At 68.9% G+C, this 19,447-nt stretch carries 25 protein-coding genes and 3 tRNA genes; 16 read left to right on the forward strand and 12 right to left on the reverse strand.

Features of this window, described 5'->3' with window-relative positions; translation table 11 throughout:
- The first annotated feature begins 64 nt into the window (after positions 1 to 64).
- From ABIE44_RS17830 to ABIE44_RS17845, 4 genes are all read left to right on the forward strand, one after another.
- Positions 65 to 1,288, forward strand: coding sequence for an ELWxxDGT repeat protein (locus ABIE44_RS17830; RefSeq protein WP_209714439.1), 1,224 nt, complete (start codon positions 65 to 67; stop codon positions 1,286 to 1,288).
- A 234-nt stretch (positions 1,289 to 1,522) separates the two neighbouring features.
- Positions 1,523 to 2,602 (forward strand): DNA polymerase domain-containing protein, encoded by a 1,080-nt coding sequence (locus tag ABIE44_RS17835; protein WP_209714437.1) that lies wholly within the window; start codon positions 1,523 to 1,525, stop codon positions 2,600 to 2,602.
- A gap of 18 nt (positions 2,603 to 2,620) precedes the next feature.
- Entirely contained in the window at positions 2,621 to 3,067 is a 447-nt protein-coding gene (locus ABIE44_RS17840) for a PaaI family thioesterase (RefSeq protein ID WP_209714436.1), read from the forward strand.
- Between the two features lie 46 nt (positions 3,068 to 3,113).
- Complete coding sequence (locus ABIE44_RS17845) at positions 3,114 to 3,563, forward strand: hypothetical protein (protein WP_209714434.1); 450 nt, start codon at positions 3,114 to 3,116, stop codon at positions 3,561 to 3,563.
- Here the strand turns inward: ABIE44_RS17845 and ABIE44_RS17850 are convergent.
- From ABIE44_RS17850 to ABIE44_RS17860, 3 genes are read right to left on the reverse strand one after another with little or no spacing between them, the layout of a single operon-like run.
- Positions 3,553 to 3,969, reverse strand: a complete 417-nt coding sequence (locus ABIE44_RS17850) for a hypothetical protein (protein ID WP_209714432.1) — start codon at positions 3,967 to 3,969, stop codon at positions 3,553 to 3,555. The genes ABIE44_RS17845 and ABIE44_RS17850 overlap by 11 nt on opposite strands.
- The gene (locus tag ABIE44_RS17855; protein WP_209714430.1) at positions 3,966 to 4,502 is read right to left on the reverse strand and encodes a hypothetical protein; all 537 of its coding nucleotides are present in this window, start codon (positions 4,500 to 4,502) and stop codon (positions 3,966 to 3,968) included. The genes ABIE44_RS17850 and ABIE44_RS17855 overlap by 4 nt, the downstream gene beginning before the upstream one ends.
- Entirely contained in the window at positions 4,499 to 5,611 is a 1,113-nt protein-coding gene (locus ABIE44_RS17860; protein WP_209714428.1) for an ATP-dependent DNA ligase, read from the reverse strand. The genes ABIE44_RS17855 and ABIE44_RS17860 overlap by 4 nt, the downstream gene beginning before the upstream one ends.
- 107 nt (positions 5,612 to 5,718) lie before the next feature.
- On the opposite strand from ABIE44_RS17860, the gene ABIE44_RS17865 reads away from it, so the two are divergent.
- The 3 genes from ABIE44_RS17865 to ABIE44_RS17875 are packed head-to-tail and all read left to right on the forward strand — an operon-like array spanning position 5,719 to position 7,723.
- The gene (locus ABIE44_RS17865) at positions 5,719 to 6,558 is read left to right on the forward strand and encodes a PPK2 family polyphosphate kinase (RefSeq protein WP_209714426.1); all 840 of its coding nucleotides are present in this window, start codon (positions 5,719 to 5,721) and stop codon (positions 6,556 to 6,558) included.
- Complete coding sequence (locus tag ABIE44_RS17870; protein ID WP_209714424.1) at positions 6,555 to 7,319, forward strand: HipA family kinase; 765 nt, start codon at positions 6,555 to 6,557, stop codon at positions 7,317 to 7,319. Before ABIE44_RS17865 ends, ABIE44_RS17870 begins: the two co-directional genes overlap by 4 nt.
- Positions 7,316 to 7,723 (forward strand): DUF3037 domain-containing protein, encoded by a 408-nt coding sequence (locus tag ABIE44_RS17875; RefSeq protein WP_209714423.1) that lies wholly within the window; start codon positions 7,316 to 7,318, stop codon positions 7,721 to 7,723. The genes ABIE44_RS17870 and ABIE44_RS17875 overlap by 4 nt, the downstream gene beginning before the upstream one ends.
- A 42-nt stretch (positions 7,724 to 7,765) precedes the next feature.
- Here the strand turns inward: ABIE44_RS17875 and ABIE44_RS17880 are convergent, their stop codons facing one another.
- The 4 genes from ABIE44_RS17880 to ABIE44_RS17895 all read right to left on the reverse strand — a co-directional run bounded on the left by ABIE44_RS17880 (position 7,766) and on the right by ABIE44_RS17895 (position 11,422).
- A complete protein-coding gene (locus ABIE44_RS17880; RefSeq protein ID WP_209714422.1) occupies positions 7,766 to 8,509 on the reverse strand; it encodes a sirohydrochlorin chelatase in 744 nt (247 codons plus the stop codon).
- Positions 8,510 to 8,594: 85 nt separating this feature from the next.
- Complete coding sequence (locus tag ABIE44_RS17885) at positions 8,595 to 9,341, reverse strand: phosphoadenylyl-sulfate reductase (RefSeq protein WP_209714420.1); 747 nt, start codon at positions 9,339 to 9,341, stop codon at positions 8,595 to 8,597.
- A gap of 190 nt (positions 9,342 to 9,531) precedes the next feature.
- Complete coding sequence (locus ABIE44_RS17890) at positions 9,532 to 11,262, reverse strand: nitrite/sulfite reductase (RefSeq protein WP_209714418.1); 1,731 nt, start codon at positions 11,260 to 11,262, stop codon at positions 9,532 to 9,534.
- 70 nt (positions 11,263 to 11,332) lie between these two features.
- A complete protein-coding gene (locus ABIE44_RS17895) occupies positions 11,333 to 11,422 on the reverse strand; it encodes a putative leader peptide (RefSeq protein ID WP_354438267.1) in 90 nt (29 codons plus the stop codon).
- 128 nt (positions 11,423 to 11,550) lie between these two features.
- Here ABIE44_RS17895 and ABIE44_RS17900 point away from each other — a divergent pair, with 128 nt between their 5' ends.
- The 7 genes from ABIE44_RS17900 to ABIE44_RS17930 all read left to right on the forward strand — a co-directional run bounded on the left by ABIE44_RS17900 (position 11,551) and on the right by ABIE44_RS17930 (position 17,811).
- Positions 11,551 to 12,999 carry a glycine hydroxymethyltransferase gene (locus ABIE44_RS17900; protein ID WP_209714416.1) on the forward strand — a complete coding sequence of 483 codons (1,449 nt, stop codon included), beginning with the start codon at positions 11,551 to 11,553 and terminating at the stop codon, positions 12,997 to 12,999.
- 89 nt (positions 13,000 to 13,088) lie between these two features.
- Positions 13,089 to 14,132 (forward strand): YihY/virulence factor BrkB family protein, encoded by a 1,044-nt coding sequence (locus tag ABIE44_RS17905; protein WP_354438268.1) that lies wholly within the window; start codon positions 13,089 to 13,091, stop codon positions 14,130 to 14,132.
- A gap of 83 nt (positions 14,133 to 14,215) precedes the next feature.
- Entirely contained in the window at positions 14,216 to 14,473 is a 258-nt protein-coding gene (locus ABIE44_RS17910) for a hypothetical protein (protein ID WP_209714414.1), read from the forward strand.
- A gap of 59 nt (positions 14,474 to 14,532) precedes the next feature.
- Positions 14,533 to 14,883 carry a hypothetical protein gene (locus ABIE44_RS17915; RefSeq protein WP_209714412.1) on the forward strand — a complete coding sequence of 117 codons (351 nt, stop codon included), beginning with the start codon at positions 14,533 to 14,535 and terminating at the stop codon, positions 14,881 to 14,883.
- A gap of 12 nt (positions 14,884 to 14,895) precedes the next feature.
- On the forward strand, positions 14,896 to 15,981 hold the full coding sequence (locus ABIE44_RS17920; RefSeq protein ID WP_354438269.1) for a potassium channel family protein: 1,086 nt from the start codon (positions 14,896 to 14,898) through the stop codon (positions 15,979 to 15,981).
- Between the two features lie 7 nt (positions 15,982 to 15,988).
- Entirely contained in the window at positions 15,989 to 17,098 is a 1,110-nt protein-coding gene (locus ABIE44_RS17925; protein WP_209714410.1) for a phosphotransferase, read from the forward strand.
- Between the two features lie 149 nt (positions 17,099 to 17,247).
- Positions 17,248 to 17,811 carry a hypothetical protein gene (locus ABIE44_RS17930; RefSeq protein WP_209714408.1) on the forward strand — a complete coding sequence of 188 codons (564 nt, stop codon included), beginning with the start codon at positions 17,248 to 17,250 and terminating at the stop codon, positions 17,809 to 17,811.
- A gap of 184 nt (positions 17,812 to 17,995) precedes the next feature.
- Here the strand turns inward: ABIE44_RS17930 and ABIE44_RS17935 are convergent, their stop codons facing one another.
- Together ABIE44_RS17935 and ABIE44_RS17940 are read right to left on the reverse strand one after the other, a co-directional pair.
- Positions 17,996 to 18,337, reverse strand: coding sequence for a DUF1905 domain-containing protein (locus tag ABIE44_RS17935; RefSeq protein ID WP_354438271.1), 342 nt, complete (start codon positions 18,335 to 18,337; stop codon positions 17,996 to 17,998).
- Positions 18,294 to 18,425 carry a hypothetical protein gene (locus ABIE44_RS17940; RefSeq protein WP_354438273.1) on the reverse strand — a complete coding sequence of 44 codons (132 nt, stop codon included), beginning with the start codon at positions 18,423 to 18,425 and terminating at the stop codon, positions 18,294 to 18,296. The genes ABIE44_RS17935 and ABIE44_RS17940 overlap by 44 nt, the downstream gene beginning before the upstream one ends.
- A gap of 57 nt (positions 18,426 to 18,482) precedes the next feature.
- Between ABIE44_RS17940 and ABIE44_RS17945 the strand changes: the two genes are divergently transcribed.
- Positions 18,483 to 18,770 carry a phage holin family protein gene (locus ABIE44_RS17945; protein WP_209714406.1) on the forward strand — a complete coding sequence of 96 codons (288 nt, stop codon included), beginning with the start codon at positions 18,483 to 18,485 and terminating at the stop codon, positions 18,768 to 18,770.
- The gene (locus tag ABIE44_RS17950) at positions 18,767 to 19,096 is read left to right on the forward strand and encodes a hypothetical protein (RefSeq protein WP_209714404.1); all 330 of its coding nucleotides are present in this window, start codon (positions 18,767 to 18,769) and stop codon (positions 19,094 to 19,096) included. Before ABIE44_RS17945 ends, ABIE44_RS17950 begins: the two co-directional genes overlap by 4 nt.
- 58 nt (positions 19,097 to 19,154) lie before the next feature.
- On the opposite strand, the gene ABIE44_RS17955 is transcribed toward ABIE44_RS17950, so the two are convergent.
- The 3 genes from ABIE44_RS17955 to ABIE44_RS17965 all read right to left on the reverse strand — a co-directional run bounded on the left by ABIE44_RS17955 (position 19,155) and on the right by ABIE44_RS17965 (position 19,425).
- Positions 19,155 to 19,229 (reverse strand) — tRNA-Val (locus ABIE44_RS17955).
- 25 nt (positions 19,230 to 19,254) lie between these two features.
- A tRNA-Cys gene (locus tag ABIE44_RS17960) sits at positions 19,255 to 19,325 on the reverse strand.
- Positions 19,326 to 19,352: 27 nt separating this feature from the next.
- A tRNA-Gly gene (locus ABIE44_RS17965) sits at positions 19,353 to 19,425 on the reverse strand.
- Positions 19,426 to 19,447 lie beyond the last annotated feature (22 nt).

The raw sequence follows: 19,447 nt of genomic DNA on the forward strand, positions 1-19,447 counted from the left end.
ATCGAACCGGGGAAATCGGACACCCTCAAGGCCCTCGGATCTCTCAGGAACAGAAGGTTGCCCCATGGCTCGCACATCTCGGATCGCCCGGCTCTCGATCGCTGCAGCTGCAGGCGCCGTCATCCTCGCCGGCAGCGTCTCGTCGTACGCCGCCGAACCCACCGACCAGGCCGCGGCCGGAGGGTGGGTCTACTTCGGCGCCGACAACGGGTCGACCGGGTGCGAGCTGTTCCGGACCAACGGCTCGACGACCGAGCTGGTCAAGGACATCATCACCGGCACGGAACCCGGCTACCCCGCGCAGCCGGCGGCCCTGGGCTCCAAGGTCGTGTTCGGCGCGAGCGACGGCGTCCACGGCAAGGAGCCCTGGGTCTCCGACGGCACCGACGCCGGGACCTTCATGCTCAAGGACGTTCGGCTGGGGTCCGGGTGGAGCAACGCGGGTGGCTTCTACACCTGGCAGGGCAAGACCTACTTCCGGGCCAACGACGGCAGCCACGGCCGCGAGCTCTGGGTGACCAACGGCACGCCCGGTGGCACGAAGCTGGTCAAGGACATTCTTCCGGGCTCGGCAGGAAGCGAGCCGGCGTTCTTCGCGGGCATGGGCAACAAGGTCTACTTCGCCGCGAACAAGGACCTGTGGGTCAGCGACGGCACCACGGCGGGCACGAAGAAGGTGAAGGACCTGAACTCCAAGGGCACTTGGGGGATCACGGGTCTCGGCAAGAAGATCGTCTTCACGGCCTCGGCCAAGGGCAAGGGTCGCGAGCTCTGGGTGTCCACCGGGACCAAGAAGGGCACCAAGCTGCTCAAGGACATTCGCAAGGGCTCGAAGGGCAGCGACCCCGAGCAGGGCGCACGCGTCGGCAAGAAGGTGGTGTTCAGCGCGTACGACAAGTCCCACGGTCGCGAGCTTTGGGTCACCAACGGCACCAAGAAGGGCACCAAGCTCCTCAAGGACCTGAAGAAGGGCAAGAAGAGCGCCAACGCCGGGGTGTTCTCCGCGGCAGGCTCGAAGGCGTACTTCGTGGCCGACGGCGGCAGCAACGTCTACACCGTGTGGAAGACGAACGGTACGAAGGCCGGGACCAGCAAGGTCGCGTCCTTCAACCGCGGCGGCAGCTACGACTACCCCGAGTCCTTCGCGACCGCGGGCGCCGTCACCTACTTCCAGGCGTGGAGCGGCAGCACGCTGAAGGAGCAGGTCTGGCGCACCAACGGAACCGCGGCCGGTACGACGCGGGTCACCTCGATCCCCGGCGGTGTCAGCGACTGCGGGAGCAACTGACTCCCGAGAGGTCACAGATGTCCCACCCCCGTACGGCGAGAGGTCACAGATGACCCGCTCCCGTACGGCGAGAGGTCACAGATGTCTCACTGAAGTGCGCCGAGAGGGCGCTGATGTCGCACCCGGTGCGACATCAGCGCCCTCTCGATGCGTGTGACCGAGACATCTCGGACCTCTCGGCGTTCCGGGGCGGGACATCTGTGACCTCTCGGCGATCGGGCTAGGGTCGGGGGCATGGCTACGCCCGCTGCTGAGGTCCTCGCCGGTGACCGTGCTGTCCGGGTCTCGAGCCCCGACCGGGTGATCTACCCGGGGACGGAGTCGACGCCGGAGGTCACCAAGCTGATGGTCGCGCAGTACTTCTGCGACGTCGGCGACGGCCTGATGCGCGCGCTCGGTGACCGCCCGACGGCGTTGGAGCGGTGGCCCAAGGGCGTGCTGCCGGGCATCAAGCTCGGCACCGGCCGGCCGGGGGAGAAGTCGGACGCGTTCTACCAGAAGCGGGTGCCGATGGGCGCGCCCGACTACCTCGAGGACTGCGAGATCACATTTCCCTCGGGTCGGACCGCGAAGGAGGTCTGCCCGACCGAGATCGCCGTGCCGGTGTGGTGCGCGCAGATGGGCACGCTCACCTTCCACCCGTGGCCCGTACGCCGCTCCGACGTCGACAAGCCGGACGAGCTGCGCATCGACCTCGACCCCCAACCCGGTACGTCGTTCAGCGACGCCGTCCGTGTCGCCGGCGTCGCCAAGGAGCTGCTCGAGGACCTCGGGATCGTGGGGTTCCCGAAGACCTCGGGCAGCCGGGGCGTGCACATCTACGTGCGGATCGAGCCACGCTGGGACTTCGTCGACGTCCGCCACGCCGCGATCGCCTTCGGGCGCGAGCTGGAGAAGCGGGACGACGGTGTCACGACCGCCTGGTGGAAGGAGGAGCGCGGCGAGCGCATCTTCGTCGACTTCAACCAGAACTCCCGCGACCGCACGATCGCCTCTGCGTACTCGCTGCGGCCGATCCCCGGCGCCCCGGTCTCCACGCCGATGACCTGGGACGAGCTGGCCGGCGTCACCGACCCGAAGGTCTACAACCTGTTCACCGTCCCCGACCGACTGGCCGACGGCGACCCGTGGGCCGCGATCGACGACGTCGCTTGCTCGTTGCAGCCGCTGCTGGACGCGTTCGAGGAGCAGGGCGCCGTCGAGCTCAACTACCCGCCGGACTACCCGAAAATGCCTGGCGAGCCGCCGCGGGTGCAGCCGAGCAAGAAGGTCGCCGAGCACTGGGACGACGAAGGCAACCGGATCGACGGCTGAGCCGCTATCGTCCCGGTCATGACTGAGACCGACCTCGCCGAGGCCACCGCAGGAGTCCATGCCGTCGTCCCGATCCTGGGCGCGATGGGTCTCGAGGTGCTCGAGGCGACACCCGGGAGCGCGGCCGCCCGCATCCCGAGCGGACCCAACGTGAACCACTTCGGTGTCGCGTACGCCGGGTCGCTGTTCTCAGTGGCGGAGATGCTCGGCGGGATCATCGGCGGCTTCTTCGACGTGTCCGGAGCGGTACCCCTGGTGAAGCGGCTGGAGATCGACTTCACCCGCCCGGCGATGACCGCGGCCACGGCGAGGACGACGCTGTCGGAGGAGGAGCGCGCGCGGGTCCAGGCCGAGGCGACCGAAAACGGCAAGTCCAACTTCGAGCTGCTCACCGAGGTCACCGACGAGGACGGCACCGTGGTCGCGAAGACCCACGGTTTCTACCAGCTCAGGGTGATGGGTTGAGGAACAGCACGCGCGGAACAGCGGCGGGCGATCTACCCTGATCGGCATGAGCTTCGTCGGACCGTTCCTGGTTGCCGTGGTGGTGCTCGCCGCAGTGATCTCCTTGGCCGTATCGGTGGTGCGGTCGTTGCGCACGCCCATCGTCAACGTGGCTGACGAGCTCGTCGTGTCCGCGCCGGCGGTCGAGGTGGAGTCCGCAGTGGTCGAGCTGCTGGGCCTGGCCCGCAAGGTCGAGCTCGAGATGGTCCTCCCCGGCACCTACCAGCTCTCGTACCGCTACAGCTCCGGCGCGATGCTCTTCCTCGCGCTCGTGACCTTCCCGATCGGTCTGTTGCTGCTCGCCTTCGGCGCGACCCGCATGAAGCTCACCGTCTCGGTTGTCGCTGATGCGGAGTCGACGAGGATCCGGGTGTTCGGCCGGGTGCACCAGCCGCTCGCCGTCGCGATCGGCGAGGCCCTGGAGACGCGCTTCCGTCAGGTCCCGGTCAGGCGCTGACCGGGAAAGGATCCTCGCCACGCTGGTAGGCACCCGCGATGTCCCGGATCCGCTCCTCGGACTCGCGCCAACCGCGAACGCCGACGGTCCCGAGGGTCTGGTCGCCGTACGTCGCCTCGATCTTCCACGGCAGCAGGTAGAGCATCCGGGCCGCCGCGAGCAGCGGCAGCAGGAGCAGGAGCAGCAGGAAGAACTCTCCGGCGAGAACCGCGACGGTCAGGATGATGCCGCCGAAGAGGGCCAGGAAGATCGCCAGCGCGAGGAGCGCGACGAAGCTGACCGGGTCGTCAGCACCCCCGACGATGTCGAAGGCGTCGAAGCCGTCGAACTTGCGGGCCTTGAGACGCCAGGGGACCCAGCGCCGACGGACGGTGACGTACCGGCCGTCCAAGGCCTGGACGATCACAGGCCGGTGATGCCTTCGCCCTCGCCCGCCTGCTCGTCGAAGGTCTCGTGCTCGAGCAGGTGCAGGACCGGCACGCCGAGCTTGCGTCGCGCGCGCGAGGTCCAGTCGAGGTGGAAGAACTCGGAGACGACGTGCGGGCGGGTCAGGATGATCGCCTCGCGCGCGTCCACCGCGGCGACCTTGCCGGCCAGGCCCTCGATCGGGTCGGTGGTGACGATGTCGCCCACGGCGCGACCGCCCGCAGCCTCGATGGCGGCGACCGAGTCGCGTACGGCGTCACGCGCCACGTCCAGCAGGTCCTGCTGGAGCTCGGCGACCACGTCGGGGTCGGTGAGGATCGGGGGAGCGACGAGGGTCTCGCCGGCACCGAGCCCGCCGATGCCGGCCTCGATCCGCGCCGCGCTCTCCTCGACCGGGATGAGCACGTGGTACAGGACCGGGTCCTCGATCCCGTCGTGCAGGCTGCGGATCTGGGTCGCATCCTGCGCGGTGAGCGCCTGCTCGATCAGCAGCGCCACGTCGTAGTCGCTCATCGCGTCTCCTTGCCGGTCGAAGAGTTCACACCCAACACCTTAGACAGGTCGTAGTTCACCGGCTCGTCGAGCTGCTCGTAACCGCACGACTCCGGATCGCGGTCAAGGCGCCAGTGCTTGAACTGGGCGGTGTGCCGGAAGCGTCGACCTTCCATGTGCTCGTAGCCGACCTCGAGCACGCGCTCGGGGCGCAGCGGGGTGAAGGACAGGTCCTTCCCGGCGCTCCACCGGCTCTGCGTCCCTGGCACGCGATCGGGGTTGGCCGTCAGGAACTCCTGCCACCGCCCCCACGGGTGCTCGTCGATCGGGACGACCAGCGGTTGCAGCTCCTCGATGAGCTCGGCGCGACGGGCCTCGGTGAACGATGCGGCGACACCGACGTGCTGGAGCTCGCCGTCGGCGTACAGGCCGAGCAGGAGGGAACCGAGCAACGGTCGCTCGGGTGTGGAGTTCTTGTGCTCGCGGTAGCCGGCGACGACGACGTCGGCGGTCCGCGCGTGCTTGATCTTGAGCATGGTGCGCCCGTTCGGGCTGTACGGCGCGGCCATCGGCTTGGCGATCACGCCGTCGAGCCCGGCGCCCTCGTACTGCTCGAACCAGGCTTCGGCCTCGACCGGGTCGAGGGTGGTGCGGGTCAGGTACGTCGGACCGGACAGTCCGGTGAGGTGCTGTTCCATCAGCGCCCGGCGCTCGGCGAAGGGCCGCTCGGTGAGGTCCTCGTCGCCGTACGCGAGCAGGTCGAACGCCACGAAGCTGGCCGGGGTCTCCTCGGCCAGCTTGGCGATGCGCGAGGCTGCCGGGTGGATCCGCTCCTGGAGCACCTCGAACTCGAGCCGGGGTCCGATCGCGACGAAGAGCTCACCGTCCAGCACGCACCGGTCGGGCAGCTGGGTGCGCAGCGCCTCGACGACCTCGGGGAAGTAGCGGGTCAGCGGCTTGGTGTTGCGCGAGGTCATCTCGACCTCGTCGCCGTCCTTGAAGACGAGGCATCGGAAGCCGTCCCACTTGGGCTCGAAGGACAGGCCACCCTCGAACTTCGCCGGGTCGGGGATGCCCTTCACTGATTTCGCGAGCATGGGCTGCACGGGCGGCATCACCGGAAGGTCCACGCGCGAAGCCTACCGAGCGCCCGGGCTTGCTCGTGGCCGAGTGGACGACAGTGCGTTGACGAGCGCAGCGAGGATCATGAGGGGGAGCGTAGCCCTAGGCTCTGACCATGAGCTCCCCGATCTCGGACGCACTCCGGTACCGCCACGGCACCGACCTGGCCGACCTCGACACCCGGGGCACGCCCGGTTTCGACGGCAGCAAGAGCGATGCCGAGAAGGCGCTGCCCGAGCTCGCCCCCGAGATGGCAGACCTGCAGGAGAAGCTCTTCGCCGCCGGTTACACCGGATCGGACCGGCGCCTGCTGCTGGTCCTGCAGGGCATGGACACCTCCGGCAAGGGCGGCATCCTCCGGCACGCGGTCGGCCTCCTCGACCCCGGCGGCATGCGCCTGAAGTCGTTCAAGAAGCCGACCAAGGAAGAGCTCTCGCACGACTTCCTGTGGCGGATCGAGCGTGAGCTGCCCGGCCCCGGCGAGATCGGCATCTTCGACCGCTCGCACTACGAGGACGTGCTGGTGGTCAAGGTGCACCAGCTCACCGACGCCGCCGAGATCGAGCGCCGGTACGACGCCATCAACGCTTTCGAGCAGCGCCTCGTCGACGAGGGCACGGTGATCGTGAAGTGCATGCTGCACATCTCGCCCGAGACCCAGAAGGAGCGCCTCCTCGCCCGGCTCGACGACCCCACCAAGCAGTGGAAGTTCAAGCCCGAGGACGTCGACGAGCGTGGCCACTGGGACGCCTACCAGGCGGCGTACGCCACCGCGCTCGAGTGGTGCAGCACCGAGGCTGCTCCCTGGCACGTCGTGCCGAGCGACCGGAAGTGGTACCGCAACTGGGCGATCGGGCAGCTCCTGCGCGAGCACCTGGCCGCGCTCGACCTGGACTGGCCGGAGCCGGACTACGACATCGCCGAGCAGCGTGCCCGCCTGGAGAACGAGAAGTGAGCCTCCCGCAGGTCACCGCCACCCGGTTTATCGCTCCGCTGCGTGAGGGCGGTTCGCTGCCCGGGATCGTCGAGGCCGACGACCTCGGCACCTACGTCTGCAAGTTCCGCGGCGCGGGCCAGGGGCTCAACGTCCTGGTGGCCGAGGTCATCGTCAGCGGACTGGCGGACCTGCTCGACCTGCGCACGCCGCGCCTGGCCGAGATCGACCTCACCGAACCGATCGCGCGGTACGAGGCCGACGAGGAGGTCCAGGACCTGCTCAACGCCAGCCTGGGGAAGAACCTCGGTGTCGACTTCCTGCCCGGCTCGTTCGGTTTCGACTCGACCACCGAGTTCCCCGTAGAGGTCGGGACCAAGGTGTTGTGGCTGGACGCGTTCACCGCCAACGTCGACCGCACCTGGCGCAACCCGAACCTGCTCGTCTGGCACGGCGACGTCTGGGCGATCGACCACGGGGCGTCGTTGTACTTCCACCACGCCTGGAGCGGCGGGGTCACCGACCCGCAGCGTTTCGCCGAGCAACCGTGGTCGTCGGCCGACCACGTGATGGCGGCGTACGTCGACCAGCTGCCCGCCGTCGCCGACGGCTACGCCGATCTGGTCACCGATGCCGCGCTGGCGGAGATCACCGCGCAGGTCCCCGACGAGTGGTTGGTCGGGCCGGTCGGCCCCGAGGAGCTGCGCGAGGCCTACCGGCGGTTCCTGCGTGCGCGCCTGGACGGGTCCCGCAGCTGGCTCCCGCGGCGAGGTGCTGCATGAGCCTGATGCCCTACCAGTACGTCGTGCTGCGCTGCGTCCCGCGCGTGGAGCGCGAGGAGTTCGTGAACGTCGGCCTCGTTCTCTACTGCGAGGACGCCGGGTTCCTGGAGTGCCACTGGCGCGTCACGGTGGCCCGGTTGCGCGCGCTCGATCCGCAGGTCGACGTGACCGCGGTGAGCGACGCGCTGTGCTTCATCGACGACGTGTGCGCCGGCGACGAGGACGCCGGCTCGGTCGGTCGGCAGTCGCTCAGCAGCAGGTTCGGGTTCCTCAAGGCGCCGCGTTCGACGGTCGTGCAGCCGGGGCCCGTGCACGGCGGGCTCACTGCCGACCCGAGCGAGGAGCTGGTCCGGCTGCTGGAGGCGCTGGTGGAGCCTCCGGCGTACGAGCGGGACGCGACCTAGGCGCGCACGTCACCAGGTTTCGCCACGCTGGTCGCGTCTTCGCTAGACCGGGACGAGCTCGACGGCCCCGACGGCGTACCGCGCCAGGATCGTCCGCGCGACCTCCGGGTCGGCTCCGAGCGGCTCGGAGACCGCCACGGCGCCGGCCTCGAGCGCGAGCTCGGCGGCCCGGTCGGGCAGGAAGCCCGGCGCGAGGAACATCGAGGCAACCGCGACGTGGCGCCGTCCCTCGGCGCGGAAGGCGCGTACGGCCTCACCGGTCGCCGGGGGAGTCGTGGAGGCGAACGCTGCAGTCACCGGAAGCTTGTGGTGGGCGCCCCAGACGCGAGCGAGACGCGCGACGGCCTGGTTGGCCAGCGGGTCCGAGGAGCCGGCTGCGGCGAGGACCAGGGCGTCGAGCTCACGGACCCGGGCGGCGCTGAGCGCTTCGCGCAGCCGCTTGTCGAGGACCTCCAGGAAGGTGTGCTCGAGGCCCAGCACCTTGGTGGCACGGATCTGCAGACCGGGGTGCCGCTCGGTCGCCTCGGCGATCACCTGGGGCACGTCCACCTTCGCGTGGAACGCCTCGCTGAGCAGCAGCGGCACTACGACGATCTCCTCGTAGCGGGCACGGACCAGCTTGTTGACGGTCGTCTCGAACGACGGCCGCACGTGGTCGAGGAACGCGACCTCGATCCGCAGGTCCGGACGCATCAGGCGGGTCTCGGCGACCAGTGCTTCGATGGTCGCCTTCGATCGGGGATCGCGACTGCCGTGGGCAAGGGCGATGAGGGCTGGAGCGGTCACGGACCGGTCTCCCTTCTCGTCGATCGCGCTGTGACGCCGTTGTCTCTGCGATGGGTGGGTGCTGCTCGGGGTGGGTGTTCGTCTGCTACTGGTGGATCCCGCACTCGGTCTTGTTCGTGCCGGCCCAGCGACCGCTCCGGGCGTCCTCGCCCGGTGCGACCCGCGAGGTGCACGGCCAGCAGCCGATCGAGGGGTACCCGTCGTACTGCAAGGGGTTGACCAGGACACCGTTCTCCACGATGTACTTCTCGATGTCCTCGTCGGTCCAGCGGGCCAGTGGCGAGACCTTGACCTTCTGCTTCTTCTCGTCCCAGCCGACGACCGGGGCGATGACCCGGTTGTGGGTCTCTGCCCGGCGCAGGCCGGTCGCCCAGGCGTCGTAGTTGCCCAGCGTGTCGGCGAGCGGCTGGACCTTGCGCAGCTTGCAGCACAGGTCCGGGTCGGTCTTGTAGAGGTCCTTGCCGTACTGGGCGTCCTGCTCGGCGACCGACTGCACCGGCGTGATGGTGAGCAGGTTGACCGGCATCGTCGCGGCGACGGCGTCGCGGGTCCCGATGGTCTCGACGAAGTGGTAGCCGGTGTCGAGGAAGACGACCTTGACGCCGGGGGCGACCTTGGAGGCCACGTGGGCGAGTACTGCGTCTCCCATCGAGGACGTCACGCAGAACCGCTCGCCGAAGGTGGCGAAGGCCCACTCGACGATGTCCTCGGCAGGCGCGAGCTCGAGCTCCGCGCCGACCTGGAAGACGATGTCCTTCAGCTCCTCGATGCTGCGTCCCTCGGTCGCCGATCCACGCGCCGCGCGAGCCGCGAGGGTGGTGGGCGTGGTCATCGGTCACCTCCCAACGCAGGACGGGCCAGTTTTCCGATCATGGTGATCTTGAACGCGCGCAGGCAGGAACGGCATTCCCAGCCGCCCTGCGGGGCAGCACCGTCGGACCTGGCAGCGCCCTCGTGGGGCCACAGGTTCTCGCCACCGCAGAAAGGGCAGTGGTACGGCACGGCGCGCTCGGAGGAGGTCATCAGATCGTCACCGGCTCCTTGGCGTACGCCGTCTCGCCGCGGAGCACCTCGTCGTCGGCCCGAAGGACCCACGCGGCGAAGGACTCACCCTCGGTCCGCTCGGCCAGGTAGGCGGTGACGACGTTGGTCACGTAGTCATCGAGGCCGGCGCTGGTGACCTTGTGGGCGCGAAGCTTCTTGCCGAACGTGTCGTGCAGGCCGATGCCACCACCGAGGTGCACCTGGAACCCCTCGACCTGGTTGCCCTCGGCGTCCAGCGCGACCATGCCCTTGAGGCCGATGTCGGCGACCTGGGTGCGCGCACAGGAGTTCGGGCAGCCGTTCACGTTGATCGTGATCGGGGTGTCGAGGTCGGGGAAGCGCGCCTCCAGCTCACCGACCAGCGCGCGGGCGCGCTCCTTGGTGTCGACGATCGCGAGCTTGCAGAACTCGATGCCGGTGCAGGCCATCGTGTTGCGGCGCCAGTTCGACGGGTTGGCCTCGAGGCCGATCGCGGAGAGGTCGGCGACGAACGCGTCCACGTCGGTGCCGTCGACGCCGAGGACGACCAGCTTCTGCTGCGCGGTGAGCCGGGCTCCGGCGGCGCCGTACTTCTCGACCAGGTCACCGAGGTCGGTGAGCACCTGGCCGTTGACGCGGCCGGCGATCGGGGCGGCACCGATGTAGAACTTGCCGTCCTTCTGGGCGTGCACGCCGACGTGGTCACCGCTGTCGGTGGAGACCGGCGGGGAGTCGACGCGGACGAGCGTCTTGTCGAGGTACTCGTTCTCGAGGACCTCACGGAATTTGTCCACGCCCCAGTCCGCGACGAGGAACTTCAGCCGGGCACGCGCGCGCAGCCGGCGGTAGCCGTAGTCACGGAAGATCCCGGCGACACCGGCCCACACGTCGGGGACCTCGTCGAGCGGGATCCAGACGCCGAGCTTCTGGGCGAACATCGGGTTCGTCGACAGGCCGCCGCCGACCCAGACGTCGAAACCGGGTCCGTGCTCGGGGTGCACGACACCCACGAACGAGACGTCGTTGACGGCCGGCACGGTGTCCAGGCTCGGGTGTCCTGTGAGCGAGGTCTTGAACTTCCGCGGGAAGTTCGAGAACTCCTTGTTGTTGAGGTACCGGCGCTTGATCTCCTCCAGCGCCCAGGTGCCGTCGATGATCTCGTCAGCGGCGACGCCGGCGACGGGGGAGCCCAGGAACGGTCGCGGGCTGTCGCCGCACGCCTCGAGGCTGCTCATCCCGACCGAGTCGAGGAGCTCCCAGATCGCGGGGACGTCCTCGATCTGGATCCAGTGGTACTGGATGTTCTGGCGGTCGCTGATGTCGGCGGTGCCACGGGCGTAGTCCGTGCCGATGGTGCCGAGTGCGCGGAGCTTGGCCGCGTCGAGGAGCTCGCCGTCGCTGCGGACGCGCATCATGAAGAAGCGGTCGTCCAGCTCCTCCTCCTCCATCGCCCCGGTGTGGAAGCCGTCGATGCCGGGTTTGCGCTGGGTGTACAGGCCCATCCACCGGAAGCGGCCACGCAGGTCGGCAGGGTCGATCGAGTCGAAGCCGCGCTTGGAGTAGGTGTAGAGGATCCGGTCCCGCACGTTCAGCGGGTCGTCGTCCTTCTTGGACTGCTCGTTCTTGTTCAGCGGCTCACGCTGGCCCAGCGACCACTGGCCCTCGGCCCTCTTCGGGCGCGGGATCTCGGTCTTGCGAGGCGGAAGGGAATCGAAACGCTGGTCAGGCATCTGAGAAGGAAGTCCTTCGCTGAAGGGGAGCGCATGCGTCGTTGCACACGGAGGTGAACAAGGGCGAGGTTCAGCGGGCGGGACACATGGCGCTACCGGTACGACCGAGGTCCACGTGACGACGTGTCACGAGCCAGGTCGAGGTGGAGGCGCTGATCATGGGTCAAGTCTCAGGTTCCGGACACGCGTTCCACAAACCCGAATCTCATGTCATGAGACGCCTGTCCGTCATTTGGTATGGGCCCGGGTGGTCCGCCCGCGGTCCGAGGTCGGCTCTAGGCTGTGCGCATGAGCGCCGAATCCCTCGCCAAGACGACTTCTGCAGCGTACGACGCCATGCTGGAGGTGATCGCGTCCGTGGAGCCGCGTGTGGCGGAAGCCACACGCAAGGAGCTCGCCGACCAGCGCTCGTCGCTCAAGCTGATCGCCTCGGAGAACTACGCATCGCCCGCGACCCTGATGACGATGGGCACCTGGTTCTCCGACAAGTACGCCGAGGGCACCGTCGGTCACCGCTTCTACGCGGCCTGCCAGAACGTCGACACCATCGAGTCGCTGGCTGCCGAGCACGCCCGCGAGCTCTTCGGAGCGCCGTACGCCTACGCGCAGCCGCACTCGGGCATCGACGCCAACCTGGTCGCCTTCTGGTCGATCCTGGCGCACCGCGTCGAGACGCCGGCCCTGGAGAAGTACGGCGTCAAGAACGTCAACGAGCTCTCCGAGACCGACTGGGAGCAGCTGCGCCACGAGTTCGGCAACCAGCGGCTGCTCGGCATGGCCCTGGACGCCGGTGGTCACCTGACCCACGGCTTCCGACCGAACATCAGCGGCAAGATGTTCCACCAGCAGCAGTACGGCACCGACCCGGAGACCGGGCTGCTCGACTACGACGTGGTAGCCGCGAAGGCTCGCGAGTTCAAGCCGGCCGTCCTGGTCGCCGGGTACTCGGCGTACCCGCGACGCGTGAACTTCGCCAAGATGCGCGAGATCGCCGACGAGGTCGGCGCCACTCTGATGGTCGACATGGCGCACTTCGCCGGTCTGGTCGCGGGCAAGGTCTTCAACGGCGACGAGAACCCGGTCCCGTTCGCGCACATCACCACCACGACCACGCACAAGTCACTGCGCGGCCCGCGCGGTGGCCTCGTCCTGGCCCAGGAGGAGTTCGCGGCCGACGTCGACCGCGGCTGCCCGATGGTGCTCGGTGGCCCGCTGTCGCACGTGATGGCCGCCAAGGCGGTCGCCCTGGCAGAGGCGCGCCAGCCGGCGTTCCAGACCTACGCCCAGAACATCGCCGACAACGCGAAGTCGCTGGCTGACGGGTTCCTGACCCGTGGCGCCAAGCTGGTCACCGGCGGTACCGACAACCACATCGTGCTGCTCGACGTCGCCTCGTTCGGACTGACCGGTCGCCAGGCGGAGTCGGCGCTGCTCGACGCCGGCGTCGTCACCAACCGCAACTCGGTCCCGAACGACCCGAACGGCGCCTGGTACACCACCGGCGTCCGCCTGGGCACGCCTGCGCTGACGACCCGCGGCTTCGGCCACGAGGAGTTCGACAAGGTCGCCGAGATGATCGTCGACGTGCTCACGAACACCGAGGCCGGCACCAACAAGGCCGGCGCGCCCTCCAAGGCGACGTACAAGCTGGCCGACGGCGTCGCGGACCGCGTGCGGTCGCAGTCGGCGGAGATGCTGGACAAGCACCCGCTGTACCCGGGCCTCGAGCTGAGCTGACGCCGTACGCCACCGCCCGCCTGACGAACGGGTCACATCGGCCTCCACGGTGCGTGGATCCAGCCGCGTCTGGCTCTACGGTTGACCCCATGGTCTCCCCGAGCAGTGCGTCGACGCCTGCTCGCCGGTGGACCCCGACCAACGTCGGCAAGGCGCTGTGGCGGCTGACCGTCTCGACGGTCGACACCTGCATGAAGAACCGGGTGACCGGGTTGGCGGCCGAGGCGGCGTTCTTCGCGATCCTCTCGCTACCCCCATTGATCTTCGCGCTCGCAGGTTCGGTCGGCTACGTGTTCAACCAGTTCAGCGACGACCAGATCAACGACGTCCGCACCAACGTGCTGGACCTCGCCGGTCAGGCGCTGACCCCGGACACGGTCCAGAAGATCATCCAACCGACGCTCGACGACGTGCTCAACGGCGGTCGGTACGACGTGATCTCGATCGGCTTCATCCTCGCGCTCTGGTCGGGCTCCCGTGCCCTCAACGTCTTCGTCGACACCATCACCATCATGTACGGCCTCGGCGGGCACCGCGGGATCGTGCGGACCCGGGCGCTGTCGTTCCTGCTCTACGTCCTGGGGATGTTCACCGGGGTCATCACGATCCCGCTGGTCGTGGCCGGGCCGAAGCTGGTCGACGAGGCGCTCTCGGAGCGCTGGGACTGGCTGAACGAGCTGTACTGGCCGACGGTCGTGGTGCTCTGCATCTGCTTCCTCGCCACCCTGTACCACCTCTCGGTGCCGGTCCGTACGTCGTGGCGCTTCAACCTCCCCGGTGCGGTGTTCACCCTGTTCTGCTGGGTGGTCGGCTCCGCCGTGCTGCGCTGGGTGCTGGTCAGCACGGCGCAGGGCTCGACCTCGATCTACGGCCCGCTGGCAGCGCCGATCGCGATCCTGCTGTGGCTCTACGTGCTCTCGATCGCGGTGCTCATCGGTGCCGCCCTGAACGCGGCGTTCGACCAGATCTGGCCGCAGAAGGAGACGACCCGGGCACGGTCGGAGCTGCTGAAGAGGTTGAGCCTGGACGTGGTCCTGCCGTGGCGTACGACGACGGGTGCGGAGGACGACTCGACACCGGACTCCGGGGTCTCGGAAACCGGGCCGTCCCAGGGCGCGGAGAAGTCCGGTTAATCGCGTGCCAGAGGTGAATTCGCGCCGTACATTGAGCGCGTGACTTCCGTCGAAGAGATCGGCGTTCGATGAGCGTCGAGCGTGTGACGCGACTCGACCCCTGGTTGGGTTGCGTCGTCGGCTGCGAGCCGGGTGTCGCCGTCGTTCGGACCGAGCGCGGCGAGGTGCGAGCGACCTACTCGGGTCGGATGCTCGGTCGGATCGCGCGCGACCGCGCGTGCGCCGTGCAGACGGGTGACTGGGTGGTCCTTCGCCGCTGGCCGGACAAGCGCGTGACGATCGAGGACATCTCCAAGCCGGTCGAGCGCTGCGCCGAGGTCATCGAGCTGCACCCGCGCTGACCGACGGCACGCGGGAGGCGCTGCGCCCGACGTGATGGCCGCCGTGACATGCTCTGCTCGTGGGAAACGTGACTCTTCCGACCCCGGTCTTCGTGGCCGGCGGCGCGCTGTGCCTGGTGGCCGGGTACCTGATCGGCACGGTCGCCGGTCCGGACACCCCGAACCGCTCCACGGCCACCGTCGCCAGTTTCGACTCCCGGACCTCCACCCTGTGCCTGGAGGGCAAGGGCGTCGAGGACGAGAAGGCCGTCAACGACGACGGCGAGCTCTGCGGCATCTGGAACCACTCGGCCGGGGCGACCCTGCCCGACAAGGGTGACAAGTTCCGGTTCGTGTCGATGGACACCTCGGGGGTCTCGGGCGCGGAGCCCGAGTCAAAGGTGCTCATCTACGGCACCGTGGTCAAGTAGCCGTGTCCGCCCGTGCCTGACATCGAGTCGAAGGTCGTCCCCGGCGTCCTCAAGCTGCCGGTCCTGACCCGGTCGCCGTGGTGGGAACTCACCCGCCGGTTGCTGCTCGCGGTCGGCATCCTCCTGTTCACCGTGCTGGTGGTTTACCTCGACCGCCACAACTACCGCGACAGCGCGCACCCGGGCCGGGACGCGATCACGCTCGTCGACTCGATCTACTACACGACCGTCACCCTGAGCACGACCGGCTACGGCGACATCGCCCCGGTCAGCGAGCACGCCCGGCTCATCAACGCGTTCGTCATCACGCCGCTGCGCATCGGCTTCCTGGTCCTGTTGATCGGTACCACGCTGGAGGTCCTCGCCAACCAGGGGCGCGAGATGATCCGGAACGCCCGTTGGAGGAAGCACATGGAGCAGCACATCGTCGTCATCGGCTACGGCACCAAGGGCCGCAGCGCCGTCGACACCCTGGTCAACAACGGGGTCGACAAGGAGCACATCGTCATCGTCGACCCGAGCAGCGTCGCGCTCGGCGAGGCGCACGCGCACGGGCTGGCCGTCGTCACCGGGGATGCCGCCCGCCGCGAGGTGCTGCGCCGCGCCGGCGTCGAGCGCGCCCGCCAGGTCATCATCACCACCCCGCGGGACGACACCACGGTGCTCGCCACCCTGACCGTGCGCCAGCTCAACCCGCAGGCCTACATCGTGGCCGCGGTCCGGGAGCAGGACAACGTCCCGCTGGTCCGGCAGAGCGGTGCGGACGCGGTCGTCACCTCCTCGGACGCGGTCGGCCGGCTGGTCGGCCTGTCGTCGATCTCGCCGCCGCTGGCCTCGGTGCTCGAGGACCTGCTCACCTACGGCGAGGGCCTCGAGGTCGCCGAGCGCGAGCTGCTGGTCAACGAGGTCGGCAAGGCGCCGCAGAGCCTGCCGGACCAGGTGATCGCGGTGCTGCGCGACGAGAAGGTCTACCGCTACTTCGACCCGACGGTGACCCAGCTCGCGCGCGGGGACCGGCTGGTCGTCGTCCGGCCGTCCAAGGAGCTGCCGTGGGCCCCCCGGCCGGGCACCCACGGTGAAGCCGTGGCTGAGGACTGAGTCACCCGTGCCGTCGGTCGTGCGCACGGCCGGACGTCTCGGGCAGGAGCTCGGCAGGGTCGCCCTGGACCTGCTGCCGTCGTCGTCGGCACTGCCGGGACGGGCGGCGGACTTCACGCCCCCAGTGATGTCGTCGCTGCTCGGGCGCGAGGTCAGCGGTTGCGAACCGATCGGCGGGACGACCGGTACGACGGACCGCAGCGTGCTGCGGCTTCGCGGCGACGACGTCCCGGACACGGTGTTCGTGAAGTCCGCAGCCACCGACCTGGGCACCCGCCTCTTCGGTGGGTTGGCACGACTGGGCGAGGTCGAGGTCGGCTTCTTCCGCGACCTGCGGGCCGGGCTCGACCTGGAGGCGCCGGCAGCGCTCGGGTCACGCTTCGAGCGGCGTACGGGGCGTTTCGCGGTCGTGCTGGAAGACCTCGCCGCCCGCGGTGCGGAGTTCGTCGACACCACGACTCCGCTGAGCGCGGACCAGGTGGCCGCCGGACTGAGCACCCTGGCCGCGCTGCACGGCTCGACCTCGGGTCGCGCAGGCCTGCCGACCTGGTTGGGCACGAACTCGGCCGACGCGCTGATGCCGGTGGTGTCCGGCGTCATCGGCCGGCTCGGCCGCAAGGTCGCCGAACGCGATCCGTCGCTGGTGGCAGCCGGGGGAGACGGACTCCTGCGCAGCTACGGCCGGTGGGCCGAGGTCCTGGACCGGGACGCGTTCTGCGTGCTGCACGGCGACCCGCACCCCGGCAACGTCTACCTCCTCGGGGAGCCGGGCGACCAGCACGTGGGTCTGCTCGACTGGCAGGCCGTCCGCCGCGGCAACGGGTTCCGCGACGCGACCTACTTCACCGTGCTGAGCCTCGAGGCCGCCGTACGCCGGGAGCACGAGCGCGAGCTGCTGGCGCACTACTGCGGCGAGCTCGCCGCCGCGGGCGGACCCGAGGTCGGCGCGGATGCGGCTTGGACGACGTACCGGCAGATGGTCGCGTACGTGTACGTCGCGACGACCTTTACCAGTGGCCTCGGAGGGCTGCAGGGGACCGAGATCGCCGACACCGGTCTGCGTCGGGCGGTCGCCGCAGTCGAGGACCTGGATACGCCGGCGGCGCTGTCGAGGTGACCGAGACAGCGTCGGGCGACGGTCGGTGGACTGGACCGGAGTCGCCTCATCCGTCCCACCAATCTCACTGCGTCACGCGAGTTGACTGCTGAACGGGGAGTTCCGGAATCGGAGGCTCACGGGTCTCGAAAGGCTCGTACTTTGGGCGCATGGCCGAAGGGATCGTCGCCGAGCCGGGACCGCTGCTGCAGTCCGCGGCCTCGCCGTACGTGCCTGAGCAGCGTCAGGCTCCCGATGGCGGCGCAGCAAGCCACCGCAGCCACCGCGCCCCGTCGCTGGTGCAGCTGGTCGACAACGCCCTGATGATCATCCGGCGCGACAACCTGGTGCCGAGCGGCTACCTGGTCGTGCAGGCGTCGCGCGGGGCCAAGCACCAGCACGCCGTCTGGCAGCTCGGACAGTTCGCGATCCTCGACGACGGCTGGTTCGGCCAGGTCCACGGACGCGAAGCCAGCGGCCCGAGGCCGTCCACCTGGCTGCGCAAGCACGAGCGCCACTGCCAGGAGCAGCACTGGACCCAGTTCCACTGGATCGATCCTGCGCTGCTGGACGTCGGGTGCGGCGCCGGAAACGTCGGTCTCGGGCTCAGCCCGGACGGGCCTACGTACTGCCCGGGCTTCAAGCCAGGCGTGCGCCACCCGGAGCACATCCCGCTGATCCAGATGTTCAAGGACGGCCTGCGCCTGCTGGCGCTCGACCAGCCGCGCCGCTGACGGCGGGGTGCCTCAGACGTTGGGGCGTGTCTGCGGATCCTCCTGAGGGCTCTTGGGGGTGCCAGGGGCGATCGGATTGATGCCGGGGTCCTCCCCGGGCGGCACGATGTTCGGGTCTTCGACGGGTTCGTTCGGAGTCGTGGTCATACCCGGTTGCTACCCGGAGTGCGATGGACCATGAGGCTCAGTCACCGGTGACCTCGAGCAGCACGCGGACCTCGTCGCCGTCATCGATGCCCTCCGCAACGCGCACCGGCTTCTTGACCGGCAGCAAGAACGACCCGGACGCTTTGTCGGGGAACACCGATGTGCGCCACCGCGACGTACCGATCGTGACCTCCACGCGGACCGACCCGAAGCCCGTCGGGGGAGCGGTGACCAGGTCCCGCACCTCCTCGGCCGCCTCCACCGGGAGCCGGACGAAGTACCAGCCGCCGTCGCTCCACAGGAACAGCTCGGCGGTGAACTCGACGACCTCGCCGCTAGACAGCGTCGTCCTCCAACGGCGGCACGCCGGCGGTCCCACGCAGGCGGTCCACGATCTCGGCAGGGGTGTCGTCGCCGCGGCTCAGGACGACGTACATCGGCTTCTCTCGCTGCAGCTCGGTCTTCATGCTCGGAGCCTTGCAGGGTGCACCGACAAACCCGGGCTCGCGCGGTAGCGTCGGGTCATGGACGCTGGATTCGGGATCGCTACCGGACTGTTCGTCATCTTCGGGCTGTTCGCGCTGGGGAGCATCGTGCTGTGGCTGGTGTTCCTGATCGAGGCGATCAACATGCCCGACGCCCAGTGGACCGCTGCCGGTCAGAACAAGATCTTGCACGTCGTGCTCATGGTCGTGCTCGGCATCATCGGCACGATCATCTACTTCGTGACGGCACGGGGGGACCTCACGCGGGTCGGTCCTCCGCCACCGGGCTTCCAGACCGGACCTCCGGGCTACGGGCCGCCGCAGTGACCAAGATCCTCGGCTGGGTCGCGGCCGGTCTGCTCGTCTCCGGTTTGATCCTCGGCTTCCTGCCCCTCAACAGCTACGAGATCGACTGCGGGTCGGTGTTCAACCCGACGAGCAAGTCCGAGCGAGCCAAGGACGCAGCGGACCAGCGGGACGAGGAGGACATCAGCTACCCCGACTTCTGCGACGAGGCCCGCGACGGTGCTGTGCGCACGCCGATCATCTTGTTGGTGATGGGCGTCGCGGTCGCCGGGGCTGCGGTGCACAGCAGCGGAGTCAGCCTGGTGCGCAAGGGCGGCTGGTCGGGCACCGAGCTCCGAGAGGACTGAGGTCCGTCACGACTCGAGAACGACGAAGGCCCCGCTCCGAGGAGCGGGGCCAACGTACTGGTGGGCGATACTGGGTTTGAACCAGTGACCTCTTCCGTGTCAGGGAAGCGCGCTACCGCTGCGCCAATCGCCCGAGGTGTTGCTGTTTCAGTTGTTCGAGGTGGGTACGGGATTTGAACCCGTGTAGACGGATTTGCAGTCCGTTGCCTCGCCTCTCGGCCAACCCACCGTGGAGGTTTCGGCAGTTCCTACTCCGAGCGGACAACGAGACTCGAACTCGCGACCTCAACCTTGGCAAGGTTGCGCTCTACCAACTGAGCTATGTCCGCCTGCGAACTCCGACTGGTCGGA

Origin of the sequence: Marmoricola sp. OAE513 (assembly GCF_040546585.1) — a bacterium.
Taxonomy (GTDB): domain Bacteria; phylum Actinomycetota; class Actinomycetes; order Propionibacteriales; family Nocardioidaceae; genus Marmoricola.

Excerpts from the sequence above, each read along its gene's own strand:
- ABIE44_RS17830 (WP_209714439.1), top strand. The coding sequence starts at position 65 with ATGGCTCGCACATCTCGGATCGCCCGGCTCTCGATCGCTGCAGCTGCA.
- ABIE44_RS17835 (WP_209714437.1), top strand. The coding sequence starts at position 1,523 with ATGGCTACGCCCGCTGCTGAGGTCCTCGCCGGTGACCGTGCTGTCCGG.
- ABIE44_RS17840 (WP_209714436.1), top strand. The coding sequence starts at position 2,621 with ATGACTGAGACCGACCTCGCCGAGGCCACCGCAGGAGTCCATGCCGTC.
- ABIE44_RS17845 (WP_209714434.1), top strand. The coding sequence starts at position 3,114 with ATGAGCTTCGTCGGACCGTTCCTGGTTGCCGTGGTGGTGCTCGCCGCA.
- ABIE44_RS17855 (WP_209714430.1), bottom strand. The coding sequence starts at position 4,502 with ATGAGCGACTACGACGTGGCGCTGCTGATCGAGCAGGCGCTCACCGCG.
- ABIE44_RS17865 (WP_209714426.1), top strand. The coding sequence starts at position 5,719 with ATGAGCTCCCCGATCTCGGACGCACTCCGGTACCGCCACGGCACCGAC.
- ABIE44_RS17875 (WP_209714423.1), top strand. The coding sequence starts at position 7,316 with ATGAGCCTGATGCCCTACCAGTACGTCGTGCTGCGCTGCGTCCCGCGC.
- ABIE44_RS17885 (WP_209714420.1), bottom strand. The coding sequence starts at position 9,341 with ATGACCACGCCCACCACCCTCGCGGCTCGCGCGGCGCGTGGATCGGCG.
- ABIE44_RS17890 (WP_209714418.1), bottom strand. The coding sequence starts at position 11,262 with ATGCCTGACCAGCGTTTCGATTCCCTTCCGCCTCGCAAGACCGAGATC.
- ABIE44_RS17895 (WP_354438267.1), bottom strand. The coding sequence starts at position 11,422 with ATGATCAGCGCCTCCACCTCGACCTGGCTCGTGACACGTCGTCACGTG.
- ABIE44_RS17900 (WP_209714416.1), top strand. The coding sequence starts at position 11,551 with ATGAGCGCCGAATCCCTCGCCAAGACGACTTCTGCAGCGTACGACGCC.
- ABIE44_RS17905 (WP_354438268.1), top strand. The coding sequence starts at position 13,089 with ATGGTCTCCCCGAGCAGTGCGTCGACGCCTGCTCGCCGGTGGACCCCG.
- ABIE44_RS17930 (WP_209714408.1), top strand. The coding sequence starts at position 17,248 with ATGGCCGAAGGGATCGTCGCCGAGCCGGGACCGCTGCTGCAGTCCGCG.
- ABIE44_RS17940 (WP_354438273.1), bottom strand. The coding sequence starts at position 18,425 with ATGAAGACCGAGCTGCAGCGAGAGAAGCCGATGTACGTCGTCCTGAGC.
- ABIE44_RS17945 (WP_209714406.1), top strand. The coding sequence starts at position 18,483 with ATGGACGCTGGATTCGGGATCGCTACCGGACTGTTCGTCATCTTCGGG.